Origin of the sequence: Zwartia hollandica (genome assembly GCF_019923725.1) — a bacterium.
GTDB lineage: Bacteria > Pseudomonadota > Gammaproteobacteria > Burkholderiales > Burkholderiaceae_B > Zwartia > Zwartia hollandica.
Genome location: NZ_JAHXRI010000010.1, coordinates 174,913 through 193,413, shown reverse-complemented (window position 1 = coordinate 193,413; position 18,501 = coordinate 174,913). Strand labels below are relative to the sequence as shown.

Sequence of the window (18,501 nt, the reverse complement as noted above, 5' to 3'; positions counted from 1 at the left end):
GGAGACATAGATGGCTTTTTTCCTGGAGACCACGCTTGGCGGCCTAATGGCGGGAGTGCTGTATTCAGTGGTTGCTCTTGGATTTGTTCTGATTTTTAAGGCCTCAGGCGTTTTTAACTTCGCTCAAGGTGCCATGGTGCTGTTTGCCGCACTGGCCATGGCGCGTTTCTCAGAGTGGGTGCCAGCCTGGTTAGGTTTTGAAAGCATGCTGCTCGCCAACACCATTGCATTTGTGTTGGCCGCAATGTGCATGCTAGTTTTTGCTTGGCTAGTAGAGCGCCTGGTATTGCGTCATCTGGTTAATCAGGAAGCCGTAACACTTTTGATGGCAACACTTGGCATCACGTACTTTCTTGACGGCTTCGGTCAGACTATTTTTGGTAGTGCGGTCTACCGTATCAATGTTGGCATGCCCAAAGAGCCGATCTTTGTCTTGGATAACTTATTTCAAGGGGGCTTGCTGGTCAACAAGGAAGATCTGATTGCGGCCCTGATTGCTGCGACTCTTGTGGCTGTTCTGTCTGTGTTCTTTCAGAAGACTACAACTGGGCGGGCGTTACGAGCTGTTGCTGACGATCATCAGGCCGCTCAATCAATCGGTATTCCTTTGAATAGGATGTGGGTCATTGTTTGGTTTGTTGCAGGCATTACAGCTTTGGTCGCGGGCATCATTTGGGGATCTAAGATTGGTGTTCAGTTTTCCTTGACTACCGTCGCACTCAAAGCCCTTCCGGTCATCATTCTTGGTGGGTTGACGTCCGTACCCGGGGCAATCATAGGCGGTTTGATTATTGGCGTCGGCGAGAAGCTCTCAGAGGTCTACTTAGGACCGATGGTGGGTGGTGGTATTGAAATTTGGTTCGCTTACGTTTTAGCGCTTGTGTTCCTGCTGTTCAGACCGCAAGGTTTGTTCGGTGAAAAGATTATTGACCGGGTGTAGGAGGACTAGCATGTTCTACAGAGAAAACGGCCAGTTCAAGATTGCCTACCGAGCCGACCAACAGATTTTTCCGATTGCCCAGGACCGCTGGGCAGTTTTAGCGTTGATTGCCTTTGCGTTTATCGGCGTGCCCTTTCTTGCCGATGGCTATCTTTTTCGAGCGATTCTAATTCCGTTTGTTATCTTGTCCTTGGCGGCCATCGGTGTAAATATCTTGGTGGGCTACTGTGGACAGATTTCGTTGGGCTCGGGCGCTTTTATGGCTGTGGGCGCCTATATGGCCTATAACGTCTTTGTTCGAATCGAGGATATGCCGTTAGTCCTAGCGTTGCTCGCGGGTGGCTTTTTCGCGATGCTGGTCGGAATCGTGTTCGGTGTTCCGAGCCTACGTGTCAAGGGGCTTTATCTCGCAGTGGCTACCCTCGCAGCACAGTTTTTTTGCGACTGGGCGTTTGCTCGAATTGGTTGGTTTACCAACAGCAGTTCTTCGGGATCTGTTGCGGTCTCTAATCTCAGTTTTTTGGGTTGGACAATCGACTCGCCGGTTGAGAAATATCTATTTTGTCTGACCTTTACTGCGACGTTCGCACTCTTAGCCAAGAACTTGGTGCGCGGTGCGATCGGTCGTGAATGGATGGCGATTCGCGATATGGACGTGGCTGCTGCGGTCATTGGCATTCGACCCATGTATGCCAAGCTCAGCGCTTTTGCGGTCAGTTCGTTCATTATCGGAGTCGCAGGCGGCTTGTGGGCTTTTGTGCACCTAGGCTCTTGGGAGCCGGCCGCGTTTTCGATTGATCGATCGTTCCAATTGCTTTTCATGGTGATTATCGGCGGGATGGGCTCCATTATGGGTAGCTTCTTTGGGGCGGCTTTTATTGTGATTTTGCCGATATTTCTAAACCAGGCGCTACCTTGGGTTGGCAATCTTATTGGGGTAACTGTTTCGACCGCAATGATTTCGCACGCCGAGTTCATGATCTTCGGCGTATTGATCGTGTGGTTCCTTATCGCCGAGCCGCATGGGTTAGCCAAACTTTGGAGTATCGGAAAACAGAAGCTGCGTCTTTGGCCATTCCCGCATTGATTTTTTGTACCTCAGTACTCTGACGACACCCAGAGAGCTAGGGCTTTCGCTGCTTTAACCGGTGTTTAATGCAATAGGAGACAATCCATGAAATTTCGACAGATTGCTTTAGGACTCGCCCTCGCAACCGCGGGGTTGACGGGTGTGGTGGGCACATCAGTAGCTACCGCGCAGGAAAAGGTACAGTTTTTTCCTAGCTTGACCGGTCGTACGGGTCCAGTCGCGCCCAATGCAACACAATTTGCCAATGGCTACGCCGATTACATGAAGCTTGTGAATGCGCGTGGTGGGATCAATGGCGTGATGACGCTTGTTGAAGAGTGTGAAACCGCTTATGCGACTGACCGAGGCGTTGAGTGTTACGAGCGTTTGAAAGGAAAGCATGGTGGAGCCACGGTATTCCAGCCTCTATCGACTGGCATCACTTTCGCGTTAACTGAGAAGATTCCTGCTGACAAGATTCCAATGATCACCTCCGGCTATGGTCGTAGCGATTCGGCCGATGGAGATATCTTCAAGTGGAACTTCCCTCTGATCGGACACTATTGGGTTGCGGGCGACACTGTGTTGCAGCACATCGCCAACAAGGAAGGTGGTTGGGACAAGCTGAAAGGTAAAAAAATTGCCGTGGCGTATCACGATAGCCCGTTTGGAAAAGAGCTGTTGCCAATTATGGAAGAGCGTGCAAAAAAACACGGTTTTCAATTGCAATTGCTTCCAATCCCAGCACCAGGTGTTGAGCAAAAGGCTATCTGGCTACAAGTGCGCCAACAAAGACCAGACTATGTCGTTTTGCAAACGTGGGGTGTCATGACACCGACTGCTATCCGTGAAGCGATCGCGGTGGGTTACCCTCGCGAGAAGATGTTTGGTACCTGGTGGTCTGGTGCTGAGCCTGATTTAAAAGATGTTGGTGCTGCCGCTAAAGGTTATAGCGCAGTCATGATGCAGCACGGCGCCGAACCACAGTCTGATGTGGTTAAGCAAATTCTATCCATGGTGTATGACAAAGGGCAGGGAGTCGGGCCGCGTAACGAAGTTGGTCAAGTGCTCTATATGCGTGGCGTTGTTGGTGCCATGCTTTCAGTAGAGGGCGCCCGTGCCGCACAGGCTAAGTTTGGAAAAGGTAAGCCTGTCACGCCAGAGCAAGCTCGCTGGGGTTATGAAAACCTGAACCTGACTCAAGCCGATCTGGATGCGTTAGGTTTCAAAGGTGTGATGCGCCCTGTGGCTACGACTTGTAGTGATCATATGGGGTCGGCGTGGGCTCGTGTCCACACTTGGGATGGTGCTAAGTTTGTTTGGGCGTCCGATTGGCTTCAAGCAGACAAGAGTCTGATTGATCCGATGGTCAAAGCGTCGGCTGAAAAATATGCCGCGGAGAAGAAGATGACCCGTCGCTCTAAAGAGGACTGCCAGCAGTAAGGCGGATCCCGCTGGTCCTCATTGGGCCAGCGGGTATAGATTCCACACACCATGAAGAGACGCTGTCTATGAATAGTCCCTCTATCGTTTTGAATGTAAACGGCATCGAGGTTATCTACAACCACGTGATTCTCGTTTTGAAGGGTGTGTCGCTACAGGTCGCTCAGGGGCAAATTGTTGCCCTTCTGGGTGGCAACGGTGCTGGCAAGACCACTACCTTGCGTGCGATCTCAAATCTTTTACGTGCTGAGCGTGGTGAGGTGACTAAGGGTTCCATCGCCTTGAGGGAAGAACGGATCGAAAATCTGACGCCTGCTGATCTTGTGAAGCGCGGAGTCGTGCAGGTCATGGAAGGCCGCCACTGCTTTGCTCATCTTACGATCGAAGAGAATTTACTGGCTGGGGCGTATATTTTAAAGAGTCAAGCGCAGATCAGTGCGAACTTAGAAAAGGTGTATGCATACTTCCCGAGGTTAAAAACACGCCGCACCTCGCAGGCAGCTTACACCTCGGGCGGCGAACAGCAAATGTGTGCGATTGGCCGTGCGCTCATGTCAAACCCTAGTGTCATGCTGTTGGATGAGCCCTCAATGGGCTTAGCGCCGCAAATTGTTGAAGAAGTGTTTGAGATCATTAAAGATCTCAATCAAAAAGAAGGCGTCACTTTTTTGGTGGCCGAGCAAAACACCAATATGGCTCTGCAGTATGCTGATTACGGTTACATCATGGAGAGTGGCCGTATCGTGATGGATGGAGCGGCCGCAGAGTTGCGGAATAACGAAGATGTTAAGGAGTTCTATTTAGGGATGGGCGGTGGGCAGCGCAAATCATTTAAGGAAGTAAAGAGCTATAAACGCCGAAAGCGCTGGCTCGCATAAATTATCTCGCTATATTTGAATGTAAGGTTGACTTGCTTGAATACGACCCTCACGCCATTAGAGCTGCGCACACCGAAGCAACGCGATACCGATTTGGTACTCGCTTTACAAAGTGCATTGACGCATGCCAAAAAAAATGCACCGTATTACGCTGCGTCACTCGCGGCTATTCAAGTCAACCACGTGGACAGTCTGCAGGCGCTTTCGGCGCTTCCTGTTCTTCGAAAAGCAGATCTACTTAAAATTCAAACGGCTAGTCCGCCGCTTGGTGGACTGCTAGCCGTCTCTGTTGACCAGCTTCGCCGAGTGTTCCAATCACCGGGACCGATCTATGAGCCCCAAGGCCTGCGAATAGACTATTTTCGTTCAGCCCGAGCCTTACGTGCTGCAGGCTTTGAATCAGGCGATATCGTGCATAACGGTTTCTCTTATCACGGTACTCCAGGCGCGTGGATCTTAGAGGGCGGTCTTCACGAAATTGGATGTACGGTGTTTCCGGGTGGTGTTGGACAAACTGAACAGCAAGTTCAGGCGATGTTACAGATTAGGCCAAACGGTTATGTCGGAACGCCCTCGTTTCTTAAAATATTGATTGAGAAATGCCTAGAGCAAGGCTCACCAAATGCCATCGTGACAAAGGCGTTAGTCTCAGGCGAGGCTCTGACGCCCTCGCTGCGCGGGTGGTTTGCTCAACATCAGGTCAAGGTGAGCCAGGCGTATGCGACGGCCGAGCTCGGTGTGATCGCGTATGAGGGCTCAGTCCCGGCCGAGGGTCTGATCGTGGATGAAGAGGTTATTGTTGAAATTGTCGAGCCCGGTGGTTCAACGCCGATGCCTTTCGGTGAGACCGGAGAGGTAGTGGTGACGCATTTCGCTAAAGAGTATCCGATGATTCGTTTTGCAACGGGTGATCTATCCGCTTTTCACCCTGACTCGTTGAACATGCCGGCTGCGTGTGGTCGCACTAATCTAAGAATCAAAGGATGGTTGGGACGAGCCGACCAAACGACAAAGGTACGAGGGATGTTTGTGCATCCAGGGCAGGTCGCTCAAATGACGAGTCGCTTTCCGGAGATCAAAAAAGCCCGCCTCGTTCTGACGGGGCGAATCGGCGAGGACAAGATGGAGGTGCGTTGTGAGCTTGTCCCAGGATCATCTGTAGCGGACCTTGCGCTGCAGGTGGCAGAGGTTGTGCGCGAGGTGACGCGCTTGCGTGCCGAAATTCAGTTTGTCGCAGCCGGTGCACTGCCGGACGATGGAAAACTCATTGAAGATGCCCGAGACTACAGCTGAGGTGTTTTGCAGCGCGCGGACGCACTAGGTCAGCACAATACGATCATCAAGTTCAGTTAAGTGTCCGCCCGCAATCAGGCTATCTATCGCCCAGTCGATTGCTTGCGATTGTGGTATCTGGCTCAAAGCACAGATGTTGCCAATAAGCTTGGCATCGCGAAGGCGAAGCGCTAAGGCATCGCGTGAGGTCGACTCGAGCTCTAGCATTAAAAATTGTATTAACGCCTTTAGACTGTGACGCGCGTGTTTGATCGGTTCAGCACGCAGCGCAGCAAGCCGTGTGCGGGCTCGTCCGATCGCAGCTTCGACATCGGTAAATATCTTCCCATGCCCAGGAATCACGACATGGGGCGAAAGTTGTTCAATGAGATCTAAAATAGCTTGTTGCTCAGAAAATCCACTTTGTCCGTCAAGTTCGGGGAAGATGATGCCAAAGCCGTTTTCCCAAAGTGCATCGGCAGAAATCAGGATTTTTTCGACTGGTTCGAAGAGGATAATTGAGCTCGGGTCATGGCCAGGAGCCGCATGAATTTCCCAACGACGCGTGCCCAGTGAAATCGAAAATCCAGGTTGCAGTGTCGCAGTAGGTGTAAAGCGCTCACAGCGCTGGGCGACCGAGGCAAAGTCAGCAGCGAGCGGAATCCATTCTTTCGCCGCATCAAAAGATGCGCTAGGCAACAGCAGGTCTGCACCGTAGGTCTTGATTAATAACGCGTTACCGCCGCAATGATCGGCGTGTAGATGCGTATTCAAAATCCGCGTTAACTTGCGCCCACCCAAGGCTTCGCGGATTAACGCCAAGGTCATCTCTTGATGTTTGATATATCCGGTATCGACAACGCTGGCTTCATATTCAGAGTCATAAAAAACGATCTGGTTGGCTGAGAGCCAATTGCGTTCGATGACGCGCAGATGAGCCCGTTCGAATAAATTTTGCGGACTAAACACTAATGATCGCGCCTTTACGTTCGACAATCATCCCGTAGGCATGTGGCTCACGATGTTTAGCGAAGTTAAATACTGAGTTTTTGTAAGAAAGCGTCAAGTCAAGATCGCAACGCGCAATGGCGAGTTCGTCCCCTAGCGTGCTGCAGGCGCCAACGATTTCTCCAGACGGAGCGACAATAATTGAGTTGCCAATTTGGTCGACGCCTTCTTCGCGTCCGCCTTTGCCAACGCCGATGACCCATGTGCCGTTTTGATAGGCGCCAGACTGCATGACAAGTTCATTATGAAAGTGTGACAAGTTGTCATGCTCAGGGGCAGGGGGGTTATGGACGGGAGTGTTGTAACCAATCAAGATCATCTCGACGCCTTGCAAGCCCATGACACGGTAGGTCTCAGGCCAGCGTCGATCGTTGCAGACTGCCATGCCGATAATTCCCCCAAAGGCGCGGAAAACCGGGAAGCCTAAATTACCCGTTTCGAAATAGCGCTTCTCCAGATGCTGGAACTGGCGCCAAGGCTCGTGCTCGGCATGACCTGGCAGGTGAACTTTGCGATATTTGCCGACAATAACTCCGGTTTGGTCAACCAGGATCGAGGTATTAAAGCGACGGGTGCGGCCATCTTCCTGTGTGAGTTCTGCGTAGCCTAAATAAAATCCAACCTTCAACTTGCGCGCGGTATCGAAAAGAACTTGTGTCTCTGGTCCGGGCATTTGCGCTTCGTAGAAGGTATCGATTTCAGCTTGTGACTCAAAAAACCATCTCGGAAAGAAAGTGGTGAGTGCGAGTTCTGGAAAGACAACGAGATCACAGCCGTGGCGAGCGCCTTGTTCAAGTAAGGACAGTAAGCGCGCGACGACCTCTTTGCGTGAATGTGCGCGTTGGATGGGACCTAGTTGTGCAGCGCCGACGGTAACGATTCGGGTCATGTCAATGTTTCCTAGTTTGCGAGTTCGGTCAACGATGCCAACAATACATTGGCACCGGCGATGAGATCTTCCTGAGCGGTGTACTCTGCCGGGTTATGGCTAATGCCGCCCACGCTCGGCACAAAGATCATCGAGGTTGGGCAGATGCGAGCAAGCATTTGTGCATCGTGCCCAGCGCCTGAGGTCATGCGCTGTTGGCTAAGACCTAGCGCTTGTGCGTGGTGTGCGATGCGATCGGCTAGTGCCGTATCGAAAGAGACGGGCTCAAAGCGAGCTAAACGCCGCGCAGTGATGGTGACGCCCTCGGATTGCTCGAGCTCCTTAAGATAGGTAGCGAGAGCGTGTTCGGCTTGTTTCAGCAAACCTTCGTCCGTATTACGCAGATCAACAGTTATCGTGGCGCGCGCGGCAATCACATTGATCAGGTTAGGGATGAGGTCTATTTTTCCGATCGTGCCGACTTGGTGTCCCCCCATCTTGCGTGTCAGATCACGAACGAACGTGGCAATCGCGCTCGCCACATAACCTGCGTCGTGACGTAAATACATTGGCGTTGTGCCAGCGTGGTTAGACTGGCCCACGATCGTCAGCTCCTGCCACGAGATTCCTTGCAGGTTTTCGACGGCACCAATTTTTACACCTTCTATGTCTAGGATAGGTCCTTGTTCAATATGCAGTTCAATAAAGGCGTGAGGTTTATGTGCGCCTAGATCCGCTTTGCCGTCGTAGCCAATCCGCGCTAACTCATCACCTAAACGCGGACCGTCAATCGCCTTGAGGTCTAGTGCTTCATCCAGCGGCATACCCCCGACATACACAAGTGATCCCAGCATGTCGGGAGCGAAGCGAGCACCTTCTTCGTTTGTAAAAACGCCAACGACAAGTGAGCGTTGCGTTAGTTGCTTTGCCTCGTTAAGCGTGGCGACGACCTCTAGGCCCGCGAGGACGCCATAGTTGCCGTCATACGCGCCACCCGTGCGTACGGTGTCGATGTGAGAGCCTGTCATGACAGGCGCTAAGTCTGGTTGCGAGCCAGCACGCGTGCCAAAAATATTACCAATGGGGTCGATCGTGACCGTCATGCCTAGCTCTTTCATCCAACTGACAACGAGATCGCGACCTAGCTTGTCATCGTCCGTAAGCGCGAGTCGGCAACAGGCATTTGTTTCAGTGCGTCCGATCTCGGCTAGCTGCTCGAGTTGTCGCATGAGCCGGGGACCATTAATAGCCAGTTGTGCTGCGTTCATGCAAGCACCTCCTCAGCGGAGCGGCCGACGACTTCTTTATAGATTGTCGGATCGGTATCACCTTCGCTACCAATGAGTAAGACGCGCGACTGAGCGTTTAGTCCAAGCGCGCTCCAGATTTGTGCATTGCCTTGCGCTGCGAGCAGCAGCCCGAGTCCGGTACTGCCAGTTTCGCCCGACACGATTTTCGGATCATTACCTCGCGGCTGGGCGAAGACGCGCATGGCCTCAAGTGCATGCGCATCCGATAACGTAGCGTAGTGGTTAATGCCGTGCTTCAGGATATCCCAGGCGACGGGCGAGACCTCTCCGCAGGCGAGGCCCGCCATCACAGTGTCCAGATCACCAAGTACGGCAACCGGTTTCCCCACCAAGCCACTTTGAAAAAAGCAATCTGCACGCTCAGGCTCAATAATGACAAAGGTCGGACGCGTTGCGCCCCATTCTTGCCAGAAAGCAGCACACACCGATGCAGCGAGTGCTCCTACTCCAGCTTGGACCAACACATGGGTGGGCGGGTTGTGGTCCAGTTGCCGGATCACTTCGCGTGACATGACGCCATAGCCATGCATCACGTCGATGGGAATGTCGCGATAGCCCTCATAGGTCGTGTCAGAAACAACGGTCCAGCCGTGTTGAGCGGCTTGCGCGGCGGCGTGGTGTACAGAGTCATCGTAATTGCCTTTTACGCGAATGACCTCTGCGCCGTAGAACGCAATAGCTGCTCGTCGCCCCTCGCTGACGGTGGCGTGAATATAAATTACGCAACGGCACCCAAACAACTGCGCGCCCCAAGCAACGGAGCGCCCATGATTGCCGTCTGTTGCACAGGTGACTGTCATCTTAGAGACGATGTCAGCATACTTGCCCGATAGAATTTCTTTTGGTGTGGGCAAGTGGCCGTTGTGTTGAGCGGCGACTGCTTTTTGTATCAGGCGAAAGACGGCATAGGCGCCGCCCAGTGCTTTGAAACTTTTGAGTCCGAAGCGCGTGCTCTCATCTTTGTAGTGAAGCGTTGCGATCCCGAGTGTCTGGGCGAGAAATGGGAGGGTATGCAGAGTTGTTGCGTGATAGCCCGGCCATCCTGATATTTCCTTCTCTGCTGAATCAAAGCCAGCCCTGTGCAGAATCGCTTCCTTGTCTTGACCATACTGGTCTTGTGGTCTACAGGCGATTGGGTTGGGATACAACGCAAGTCCATTTCCCTTCGAAATCTGGGTATTCATGGCTAACCCTATATAAAGACAGGCAATTAAAATCAAAACGATACGAAAGAATAGACGATCTGCTTTGTTTTTGACTAATCGGCACCCACAGGGGTGGTGATCCAAGGACGGGCAGTGGTATAAAAATACTTTACCTTCAATAAAGCAGATTTATGACCTATACCCCGACCGTTCAGAAAACCATCGAGCTACTTCAAACACTTGTCGGCTTTGACACCACAAGTCGGGAATCTAATCTCGGGTTGATTGAGTATGTTCGCGACCATTTGCAGGCCTTGGGCATACCAGTGCGCTTGTCTTATGACGCAGAGAAACGCAAAGCGAACCTCTTCGCAACGGTGGGTGATCCAAAAGCGCGCGGTATCGTGTTGTGTGGGCATACAGACGTCGTGCCTGTCGATGGTCAGGCTTGGAATACCGATCCGTTTAAAGCGCACATCGCAGACGGGAAGATTTATGGCCGCGGCGCAGTCGACATGAAGGGCTACATCGCAGCTTCGCTGGCTATGCTGCCCGCGTTCATCAACAGCGATTTAAAGCAGCCTTTGAATATTGGTTTAACCTACGACGAAGAGGTCGGTTGTATTGGCGTTCAAACACTCATTCGTGATTTGGCAGAGGCGGGAATTCATCCTGCTGGCTGTTTTGTGGGCGAGCCCACCGGGATGCAGGTGATGACAGGGCATAAGGGGATGCGAGTCACGCGTTGCCGAGTCCGTGGTCTAGAGGCTCACTCTTCGATGGCGCCAGAGGCGGTCAGTGCAATCGAATATGCAGCGCGCTTAATTGAAAAAATTCGCACGATGGCGTTGCAGATTCAAAAAGACGGCCCGTTTGACCCCATGTTCAAGATCGCACATGGCACGATGCAAACGGGCGTCATTCATGGCGGTACTGCGCCCAACATTGTTGCAAAAGACTGTGAGTTTATTTTTGATTGCCGCACCCTACCGCAGGGTAATTCGGATGCCTTGATTCAACAGATTCAAGAGCACGCTGAAATGCTTAAGGTTGAGATGCGAAAGTTTTCCGCCGACGCAGATATTTCGTTCGAGACAATTTCGAATTCTGCGCCGTTAGCAACGCCCGAAGACGCACCCATCACTTACTTGGGTACTTCCCTCGTTAAAAACAACCTGTTGGGACGTGTATCGTTCGCGACAGACGCGGGCTGGCTGCATAAGGCAGGTATCCCCTGTGTGGTGGTTGGACCTGGCGATATCGCGGTGGCGCACAAGCCCAACGAATATATCGAAATTAGCCAACTGGAACAATGCCTGGGTTTCATGGACCGCTTACGCGATCGCATGACCCAGGAAGTGCTGCTGAAGTAAGTCTGTCTTGCTTAGCTACGCCGGATGACCTGACCGGCGCGCGCGCCGGTCGCCGCACCATTGCGCCAGCTTGTGACACCGTTAACGTATACGCGTTGGATGCCCGCTGCGGGTCGTTTGGGATCCGCAAAGGTCGCGCAGTCGCGCACGTGCTCGGGATCAAACACGACGAGGTCCGCCGCATAACCCTGAGCAATCAGCCCACGGTTTTTCAAACCAAACTTAGCTGCGGGCATGCCCGTCATTTTGTATATAGCAGTCTCAAGCGGAAATATTTTTCTATCCCGCGAATAGTGCCCCAGCACCCTCGGGAAGGCACCCCAAAGTCGCGGGTGAGGAAAGGTGTCGTGCGGCAGACCGTCCGAGCCAATCATGGTTTCTGGGTGCGCCATGATGCGCTCTACATCAGCCTCGTCCATCGAGAAGTAAATCGCACCTGCGGGTTGCAGTGAAGCCAAGAATTCGGTCAAGTCGAGATTTTGCTCCTTAAGCAACTCGTCTACATAGCGTCCAGCGGTTTCTGGCTTCGGTGTTGACCAAGCGATCAGTGTGCGGGAGGCTTGCTCCACGTTGTCCTGGCGCAAGATGGTCGACGAAGCGACATAGGGGTAGCAGTCCATGCAAACATCCATGCGGCTGCGTGCTTCATCAACGAGCGCGAGCGTTTCGGTTGAGCGGCCGTGGTTGGCACGTCCATTGACCTTGTGATGCGAGATAACCTGACGCACGCCTAGTGCATTGGCAATCGACATGGCCTCGGTCATCGCTTCGAGCACCTGTTCGGCCTCATTGCGAATGTGAGAGGCAATCACGGCATTGGTTCCGCGTAGGGGTTCAAAGACTGCCTGAACTTCACTTGCGGTCGCTGCCTGAGCGGGGGCGTAATACAAGCCAGTCGATACGCCGACCACGCCAGCGTCAAGCGCCTCTTGCACCAGCTTTTGCATTTGCGCAATTTCTGCTTCATTTGCTGGGCGGTCTAAGTCTTGCATCGTGACAGCGCGCATCGTGGTGTGTCCCGCCAGCGATGCGACGTTCATTGATGAGGGTGTCTTTTCTAGCGCTTCGAAATACTCTTTGAAGGTGTTGAAACGTTGATTTGAGTTGTCATTGGCAACCAAGTTGATTGGCGGGATGGCATTTGTTCGGCCGAGTGGAGCGAGGCTAATACCGCAGTTGCCTGTCACCACCGTCGTGGCGCCCTGGCTTATCTTTGGCTCCATCGACGGATCGGCCAACACGAGGCGATCATCGTGTGTATGCACATCAATGAAGCCTGGGGCGATTGAGGCACCATTAACGTCAACCGTTGTGCTGGCTTGAACTTCAAGATTCAATCCGATTGCGACAATCTTGCCATCTTGTATAGCCACATCAGCACGATATCGGGGTTTACCCGAACCATCAATGACTACGCCGTTCTTCAGGAGGAGATCACAGTTCATGAGGGATTACTTGTATGTTTTAGACTGCACCATTATGGTACAAACTCGCAGTCTCTTCACGGTTTTTCTTATTGCAATGTTGGCAAATGCCACAGCAGCTGGGTATGCCCCAGTGTAAGTTAACCTCGAGTGGGTCCATCAGTTTTTGTGGCACGGTTATTGCTTTCAAGCTATTGCACGGTTTAATTAATTTGGAGTCATACATGAAACTCAATCGACGTGATTTACTGAAAGGCGCGGCTGGCTTAGGTGTGGCAGCGACAGGTGTTGTTGGCGCCCCAGCGTTTTCGCAAGGTTCCACCAAAGTATTGAAGTTCGTGCCTCAGGCGAACTTGGCTAACTTTGACCCAATTTGGGGCACGCAGTACGTTGTGCGTAATGCATCCCAGTTGGTTTGGGATACGTTATACGGCATTGATAACAAACTGCAGCCAAAGCGGCAGATGGTTGAAAGCGAAGAAATGTCGGCCGATGGCCTGACCTGGACCTTCAAGCTTCGCCCAGGGCTGAAGTTTCATGATGGTTCGCCTGTGCGCGCTGTTGACTGTGTGGCCAGTATCACGCGCTGGTCCGCTCGCGATCCGATGGGCCTGATGCTCAAAGCGATTCAGAAGGAACTCGTTGCTGTTAACGATACGACTTTCAAGTGGGTTCTTTCTAAACCCTATCCAAAAATGTTGTTTGCGCTAGGCAAAGTGGGCACACCAATTTGCTTCATTATGCCGGAGCGTATCGCAAAGACTGATCCCTTCAAACAGATCGAGGAATACATCGGCTCCGGCCCAATGCGCTTTGCGCGCAACGAATGGAAACCCGGTGCGCTGGCCGTGTTCGAGCGTTTTGCTGATTACAAGCCGCGCAGTGAGCCTGCCAACTGGATGTCTGGCGGCAAGATCATTCACTTCGATCGCATCGAATGGATCATCATGCCTGATCCCGCGACAGCGTCAGCTGCGCTACAGAGCGGTGAGATCGATTGGTGGGAAACTCCACTGCCTGACTTGATCCCTCTCCTGCGTCGTAACCGCAATATTGAGGTTGATATCGCTGATCCGCTTGGTAACATCGGCTCGTTCCGTCTCAACCACATTCACCCTCCGTTTGACAACGTGAAGGTACGCCGTGCTGTTCAAATGGCAATTAGCCAAGAGGACTACATGCGCGCGATCGTTGGATCGGATACGAAGCTTTGGAAGAAGTCAGCTAGCTTCTTTACACCCGACACCCCCTTGTACACAGAGGCTGGTGGTGAGGTGCTCAAGAAGGGTCCGCAGATGGAAGCTGCCAAGAAGTTGTTGGCTGAGTCGGGCTACAAGGGTCAACCAGTGACATGCTTGGTTGCACAGGACCAAGCGATCACCAAAGGCATGGGCGAGATCACAGCGGACGTGCTCAAGCGTTTGGGTATGAACGTCGACTTCGTTGCAACCGATTGGGGCACTGTGGGTCAACGTCGTGCATCCAAGAACGAGCCTGGCAAAGGCGGTTGGGGCATGTTCCACACCTGGCACGCTGGTGCTGACGCAGCAACGCTGGCAGGTAACGTCGGCGTGCGTGCAAACGGCGATAAGGCATGGTTTGGTTGGCCTAATGTCCCTGCTGTTGAAAAGGGCGTGGACGCTTGGTTTGATGCCTCAACACTCGAAGCTGAGAAAAAGTCCTTTGAGGATATCAACAAGGCTGCGATGGAAGAGGTTGTTTATATCCCAACAGGCTTCTTCTATTCCTACCAAGCTTGGCGTAAAAACCTCAGCGGCATCACCTCGGGACCATTGCCATGGTTCACTGGTGTGAAGAAAGCCTAAGTTAGGACCGAGTCGTTTTGGGTCGATACCTTGTGGAGGTATCGACCCATTTGATTCGCCGCAGTGAATCCAATCTAGAAGCGCGGATAAACAATCAATATGTTTAGCTATATATTTGGAAGGGTACTTGCGACCATTCCAGTCATGCTGGTCGTGGCTTTTTTTGTATTTAGTTTGCTTTATATCGCACCAGGCGATCCAGCTGCTGTGATTGCTGGCGATCAGGCAAGCCCAGCCGACGTTGAGAAAATTCGTGCCAGCTTAGGGTTGGATAGACCGTTTCTCGTCAGATTTTCTGAATGGTTCTTCAACTTACTACAAGGTGACTTGGGTACTTCAATGTTCACCGGTATGCCGGTGATTGAGTTGATCGGACAACGGGTAGAGCCGACGCTTTCCTTAATGTTGCTCACATTGACGCTTGCCGTCACCATTGCCGTGCCAATAGGCGTCTTGGCGGCTTGGAAGGCCGGAACTTGGATTGATCGCGGAATTATGGCGATCTCAGTGATCGGTTTTTCAGTTCCAGTGTTCGTTGTGGGTTATCTGCTTAGCTTCTTCTTGTCATTGGAATTAGATTGGTTTCCGGTGCAAGGATACGTTTCTTATAAGAAAGGTTTTGGCGTTTGGTTCGAACATCTTGTGCTGCCAGCCATCGCCCTAGGCTTCGTGTATATCGCCCTTATTGCGCGCATTACCCGCGCAACAATGCTTGAGGTCTTGTCCCAAGACTATATCCGCACTGCGAAAGCAAAGGGGATGGGACAGATGGGCATTTTGTTTTTGCATGCGCTCAAAAACGCAGCCGTGCCAGTCGTGACCGTCATCGGTATCGGTATCGCTCTGCTTATCGGCGGTGCGGTCGTGACAGAGAGTGTCTTTGCGATTCCTGGCTTGGGGCGTTTAACGATTGATGCAATCGTGCGCCGGGACTATCCGCTGATTCAGGGACTGGTTGTTGTTTTCAGTTTTGTGTATGTGTTGGTCAACCTTTGTGTTGATGTGATCTATACGATCGTCGATCCGAGGATACGTTATTAATGACTAGTTTTGCTGCTGCCCCCGCTTTACCGGATCTCTTAAAACCTCGCCGTCAACGCAAAGGTTGGACTGGATTTTTGTTGAATAATCCAACCATCACCTTTGGTGCTGGCTTGCTGCTCATCATGTTGTTTATTGCGATCGCAGCCCCTTTGCTTGGAACGGTTGATCCGACAGAACTCGCTCCACGCAAAAGAAATCTGGAGCCTTCCGCTGAATATTGGTTCGGAACCGATGCGTTTGGCCGTGATATTTACTCACGCGTCCTTTACGGAGCCCGTGTTTCCTTAATTATTGGTTTTTCTGTTGCCTTACTCGCTTCAGTCATCGGTCTGTGTATTGGTTTGGTGTCTGGAACCTTCCGTCGCGCAGACTCAATAATCATGCGAATCATGGATGGCTTAATGTCCATACCTCCGATCTTGCTGGCGATTGCTCTGATGGCGTTGACTCGAGCGAGTGTAGAGAACGTGATCATCGCGATCACCATCGCTGAAATCCCACGGGTTTCTCGGCTAGTACGTGGTGTGGTGCTGTCCCTACGTGAGCAAGCCTATGTGGACGCAGCGATTTCGTGCGGTTGTCGTATGCCGATGTTGATTTGGCGGCATATTCTGCCCAATACCTTGGCACCGCTGACTGTACAAGCCACCTACATCTGTGCGTCGGCCATGATCACGGAATCTATTTTGTCGTTTATCGGCGCCGGTGTGCCACCGATTATCCCCTCGTGGGGCAACATCATGGCCGATGGCCGTACCTTGTTCCAGATTAAGCCTTACATCATCTTTTTCCCTGCGGTTTTTCTCTCTCTCACTGTTTTGGCTGTCAACCTAATGGGTGATGGCTTCCGTGATGTGTTGGATCCCCGCAAGTCGAAAACAAGTTGATTGGAGATATCTCTTGGCCTTATTAGAAGTTGAAAATCTTCAGACACACTTTCGTACCCCCGATGGTGTGAATCGAGCGGTTGATGGCGTGAGCTTTGTTGTCAACGAGGGCGAGACACTGGCAATCGTTGGTGAGTCCGGTTGCGGCAAGTCTGTGACGGCGATGTCGATCCTGCGTTTGATCCCCGAGCCTCCCGGCAAAATTGCTGGCTCCATTCGTTTTTTGGGTCAAGATCTGCTCAAAATGTCGGAAAAAGAAATGCGCGCCATTCGTGGTGATGCGATTTCAATGATTTTCCAAGAGCCGATGACCAGCTTGAATCCTGTGCTTCCAATCAAGCGTCAGTTGTGCGAAACGCTGCGCTTGCATCAGGACATCACGCAAGAACAGGCTATGGCTCGTGCATCCGAACTCATGGATTTGGTTGGTATCGCCGAAGGGCAGCGTCGGTTGAATGAATATCCGCATCAGCTTTCTGGCGGCATGCGTCAGCGAGTCATGATTGCAATGGCGCTAGCTTGCAACCCTAAGCTATTGATTGCCGATGAACCCACGACAGCCTTGGACGTTACGATTCAAGCTCAGATTCTAGATCTGATGGCTGATCTGAAGAATAAAATTGGAGCTGCGATCGTACTGATCACGCACGATTTGGGTGTCGTGGCAGAGGTAGCCGAACGTGTGATGGTGATGTATGCCGGTCGGAAGGTTGAAGAGGCCCCAGTGGGAGAGCTCTTTGCTAAGCCGCTGCATCCTTATACTCAGGGACTGCTTGGCGCTGTGCCCAAACTAGGTGCGTCACTTGATGGGCACTCGACACGCTTGAAAGAAATCCCGGGATTGGTTCCGAGTTTGAAGCAAAAGATCAAGGGTTGTGTTTTTGCGTCACGGTGCCCACTGGCGAAAGAACCTTGTCACGAAATCGCCCCCGCTATGCAAATGCGCGACAACGGCCATCAGGTCGCCTGTCACTTCGCAGGTGAAATTGCCTTCGCCAATGACTAATACGAATCAGGTTACTAGTATGTCCATGTCCTCTACTGCGCCGTTGTTAGAAGTTCGCAAGCTTCAAAAGTTCTTCCCCATTAAGACTGGGCTGTTTGGCAAAGTCACGGGCAACGTGCATGCTGTGGATGGGGTGTCATTTTCCATTCGCAAGGGCGAGACCCTCGCTTTGGTGGGCGAGTCTGGCTGCGGGAAATCAACGGTTGGCCGTTCTATTTTGCGCTTGTTTGACTTGACCTCAGGCGAAGTGCTGCTCGATGGCGTTCGGATTGATTCCTTAAGCGCCGGTGCGTTGCGCCCATTGCGCAAACGCATTCAGGTTATTTTCCAAGATCCGTTTTCAAGTCTCAATCCTCGCATGCGCGTGCATGACATTATTGCGGAGCCAATCCGTAATTTTGGCTTGTGTCAGTCCGAACAAGAGATCGAAGAGCGCGTTGCCAAGCTGTTGGAAAAAGTGCGTTTATCAAAAGATGCGGGCGCACGTTGGCCCCATGAGTTTTCAGGTGGGCAGCGTCAACGAATCTGTATTGCGCGTGCCTTGGCGGCAGAGCCCGATCTGATTATTTGCGATGAAGCGGTCTCTGCACTGGATGTTTCGGTGAAGGCGCAGATCGTTAACTTGTTGCAAGACCTTCAGAAAGAGCTTGGCTTAGCCCTGCTCTTTATTAGCCATGACTTGGCGATCGTTGAGCACATGACACACCGCGTTGCCGTGATGTATCTTGGAAAAATCGTCGAACTCGCGGATCGGAAGGAACTGTTTTCCAATCCTCAGCATCCTTATACGGTTGCCTTGCTGTCTGCGGTGCCGGTTCCTGATCCACAAAAAAAGACCAATCGGATTGTTTTGCAGGGTGATGTGCCGAGTCCGGTAAAGCGTCCGAGCGGTTGTCACTTCCACACGCGCTGTCCTGATGCCTTTGCTCGCTGCAAGACTGAGGAGCCTAAGCAGACGATGCTGGGTTCGGGGCGTATGGTGGCTTGCCACTTGCGTGAGAATTAAAC

16 protein-coding genes are annotated in these 18,501 nt (G+C 52.1%); 11 read left to right on the top strand and 5 right to left on the bottom strand.

The genetic code is table 11. The features are described 5' to 3' along the window. The first annotated feature begins 10 nt into the window (after nucleotides 1-10). The 5 genes from KZZ10_RS11590 (at nucleotide 11) to KZZ10_RS11570 (ending at nucleotide 5,623) form a co-directional block, all read left to right on the top strand. Nucleotides 11-940: a branched-chain amino acid ABC transporter permease gene (locus KZZ10_RS11590; protein ID WP_259661689.1), complete on the top strand. Its 930-nt coding sequence runs from the start codon at nucleotides 11-13 to the stop codon at nucleotides 938-940. A gap of 10 nt (nucleotides 941-950) precedes the next feature. Then, entirely contained in the window at nucleotides 951-2,027 is a 1,077-nt protein-coding gene (locus KZZ10_RS11585) for a branched-chain amino acid ABC transporter permease (RefSeq protein WP_259661688.1), read from the top strand. An 87-nt stretch (nucleotides 2,028-2,114) separates the two neighbouring features. Then, on the top strand, nucleotides 2,115-3,452 hold the full coding sequence (locus KZZ10_RS11580) for an ABC transporter substrate-binding protein (RefSeq protein WP_259661687.1): 1,338 nt from the start codon (nucleotides 2,115-2,117) through the stop codon (nucleotides 3,450-3,452). A 68-nt stretch (nucleotides 3,453-3,520) separates the two neighbouring features. Beyond that, nucleotides 3,521-4,330 carry an ABC transporter ATP-binding protein gene (locus KZZ10_RS11575; RefSeq protein WP_259661686.1) on the top strand — a complete coding sequence of 270 codons (810 nt, stop codon included), beginning with the start codon at nucleotides 3,521-3,523 and terminating at the stop codon, nucleotides 4,328-4,330. Nucleotides 4,331-4,366: 36 nt separating this feature from the next. Then, nucleotides 4,367-5,623 carry a phenylacetate--CoA ligase family protein gene (locus KZZ10_RS11570; RefSeq protein ID WP_259661685.1) on the top strand — a complete coding sequence of 419 codons (1,257 nt, stop codon included), beginning with the start codon at nucleotides 4,367-4,369 and terminating at the stop codon, nucleotides 5,621-5,623. A 24-nt stretch (nucleotides 5,624-5,647) separates the two neighbouring features. On the opposite strand, the gene KZZ10_RS11565 is transcribed toward KZZ10_RS11570, so the two are convergent. The 4 genes from KZZ10_RS11565 to KZZ10_RS11550 are packed head-to-tail and all read right to left on the bottom strand — an operon-like array spanning nucleotide 5,648 to nucleotide 9,972. Beyond that, nucleotides 5,648-6,571, bottom strand: coding sequence for an MBL fold metallo-hydrolase (locus tag KZZ10_RS11565; RefSeq protein ID WP_259661684.1), 924 nt, complete (start codon nucleotides 6,569-6,571; stop codon nucleotides 5,648-5,650). Next, nucleotides 6,564-7,499, bottom strand: a complete 936-nt coding sequence (locus KZZ10_RS11560) for an N-carbamoyl-D-amino-acid hydrolase (protein WP_259661683.1) — start codon at nucleotides 7,497-7,499, stop codon at nucleotides 6,564-6,566. The genes KZZ10_RS11565 and KZZ10_RS11560 overlap by 8 nt, the downstream gene beginning before the upstream one ends. Nucleotides 7,500-7,510: 11 nt before the next feature. Beyond that, entirely contained in the window at nucleotides 7,511-8,746 is a 1,236-nt protein-coding gene (locus tag KZZ10_RS11555) for a Zn-dependent hydrolase (protein WP_259661682.1), read from the bottom strand. Next, complete coding sequence (locus tag KZZ10_RS11550) at nucleotides 8,743-9,972, bottom strand: diaminopropionate ammonia-lyase (protein WP_259661681.1); 1,230 nt, start codon at nucleotides 9,970-9,972, stop codon at nucleotides 8,743-8,745. The genes KZZ10_RS11555 and KZZ10_RS11550 overlap by 4 nt, the downstream gene beginning before the upstream one ends. 152 nt (nucleotides 9,973-10,124) lie before the next feature. On the opposite strand from KZZ10_RS11550, the gene argE reads away from it, so the two are divergent. Further along, the gene (gene argE / locus KZZ10_RS11545) at nucleotides 10,125-11,306 is read left to right on the top strand and encodes an acetylornithine deacetylase (RefSeq protein WP_259661680.1); all 1,182 of its coding nucleotides are present in this window, start codon (nucleotides 10,125-10,127) and stop codon (nucleotides 11,304-11,306) included. An 11-nt stretch (nucleotides 11,307-11,317) separates the two neighbouring features. On the opposite strand, the gene KZZ10_RS11540 is transcribed toward argE, so the two are convergent. Next, entirely contained in the window at nucleotides 11,318-12,751 is a 1,434-nt protein-coding gene (locus tag KZZ10_RS11540) for an N-acyl-D-amino-acid deacylase family protein (protein ID WP_259661679.1), read from the bottom strand. A 203-nt stretch (nucleotides 12,752-12,954) separates the two neighbouring features. On the opposite strand from KZZ10_RS11540, the gene KZZ10_RS11535 reads away from it, so the two are divergent. The 5 genes from KZZ10_RS11535 to KZZ10_RS11515 all read left to right on the top strand — a co-directional run bounded on the left by KZZ10_RS11535 (nucleotide 12,955) and on the right by KZZ10_RS11515 (nucleotide 18,499). Beyond that, nucleotides 12,955-14,556, top strand: coding sequence for an ABC transporter substrate-binding protein (locus KZZ10_RS11535; protein ID WP_259661678.1), 1,602 nt, complete (start codon nucleotides 12,955-12,957; stop codon nucleotides 14,554-14,556). 99 nt (nucleotides 14,557-14,655) lie between these two features. Further along, nucleotides 14,656-15,597: an ABC transporter permease gene (locus KZZ10_RS11530; protein ID WP_259661677.1), complete on the top strand. Its 942-nt coding sequence runs from the start codon at nucleotides 14,656-14,658 to the stop codon at nucleotides 15,595-15,597. After that, entirely contained in the window at nucleotides 15,597-16,487 is an 891-nt protein-coding gene (locus KZZ10_RS11525; RefSeq protein WP_259661676.1) for an ABC transporter permease, read from the top strand. The genes KZZ10_RS11530 and KZZ10_RS11525 overlap by 1 nt, the downstream gene beginning before the upstream one ends. A 13-nt stretch (nucleotides 16,488-16,500) precedes the next feature. Continuing rightward, entirely contained in the window at nucleotides 16,501-17,493 is a 993-nt protein-coding gene (locus tag KZZ10_RS11520; RefSeq protein ID WP_259661675.1) for an ABC transporter ATP-binding protein, read from the top strand. A 19-nt stretch (nucleotides 17,494-17,512) separates the two neighbouring features. Then, complete coding sequence (locus KZZ10_RS11515; RefSeq protein ID WP_259661674.1) at nucleotides 17,513-18,499, top strand: ABC transporter ATP-binding protein; 987 nt, start codon at nucleotides 17,513-17,515, stop codon at nucleotides 18,497-18,499. Nucleotides 18,500-18,501 lie beyond the last annotated feature (2 nt).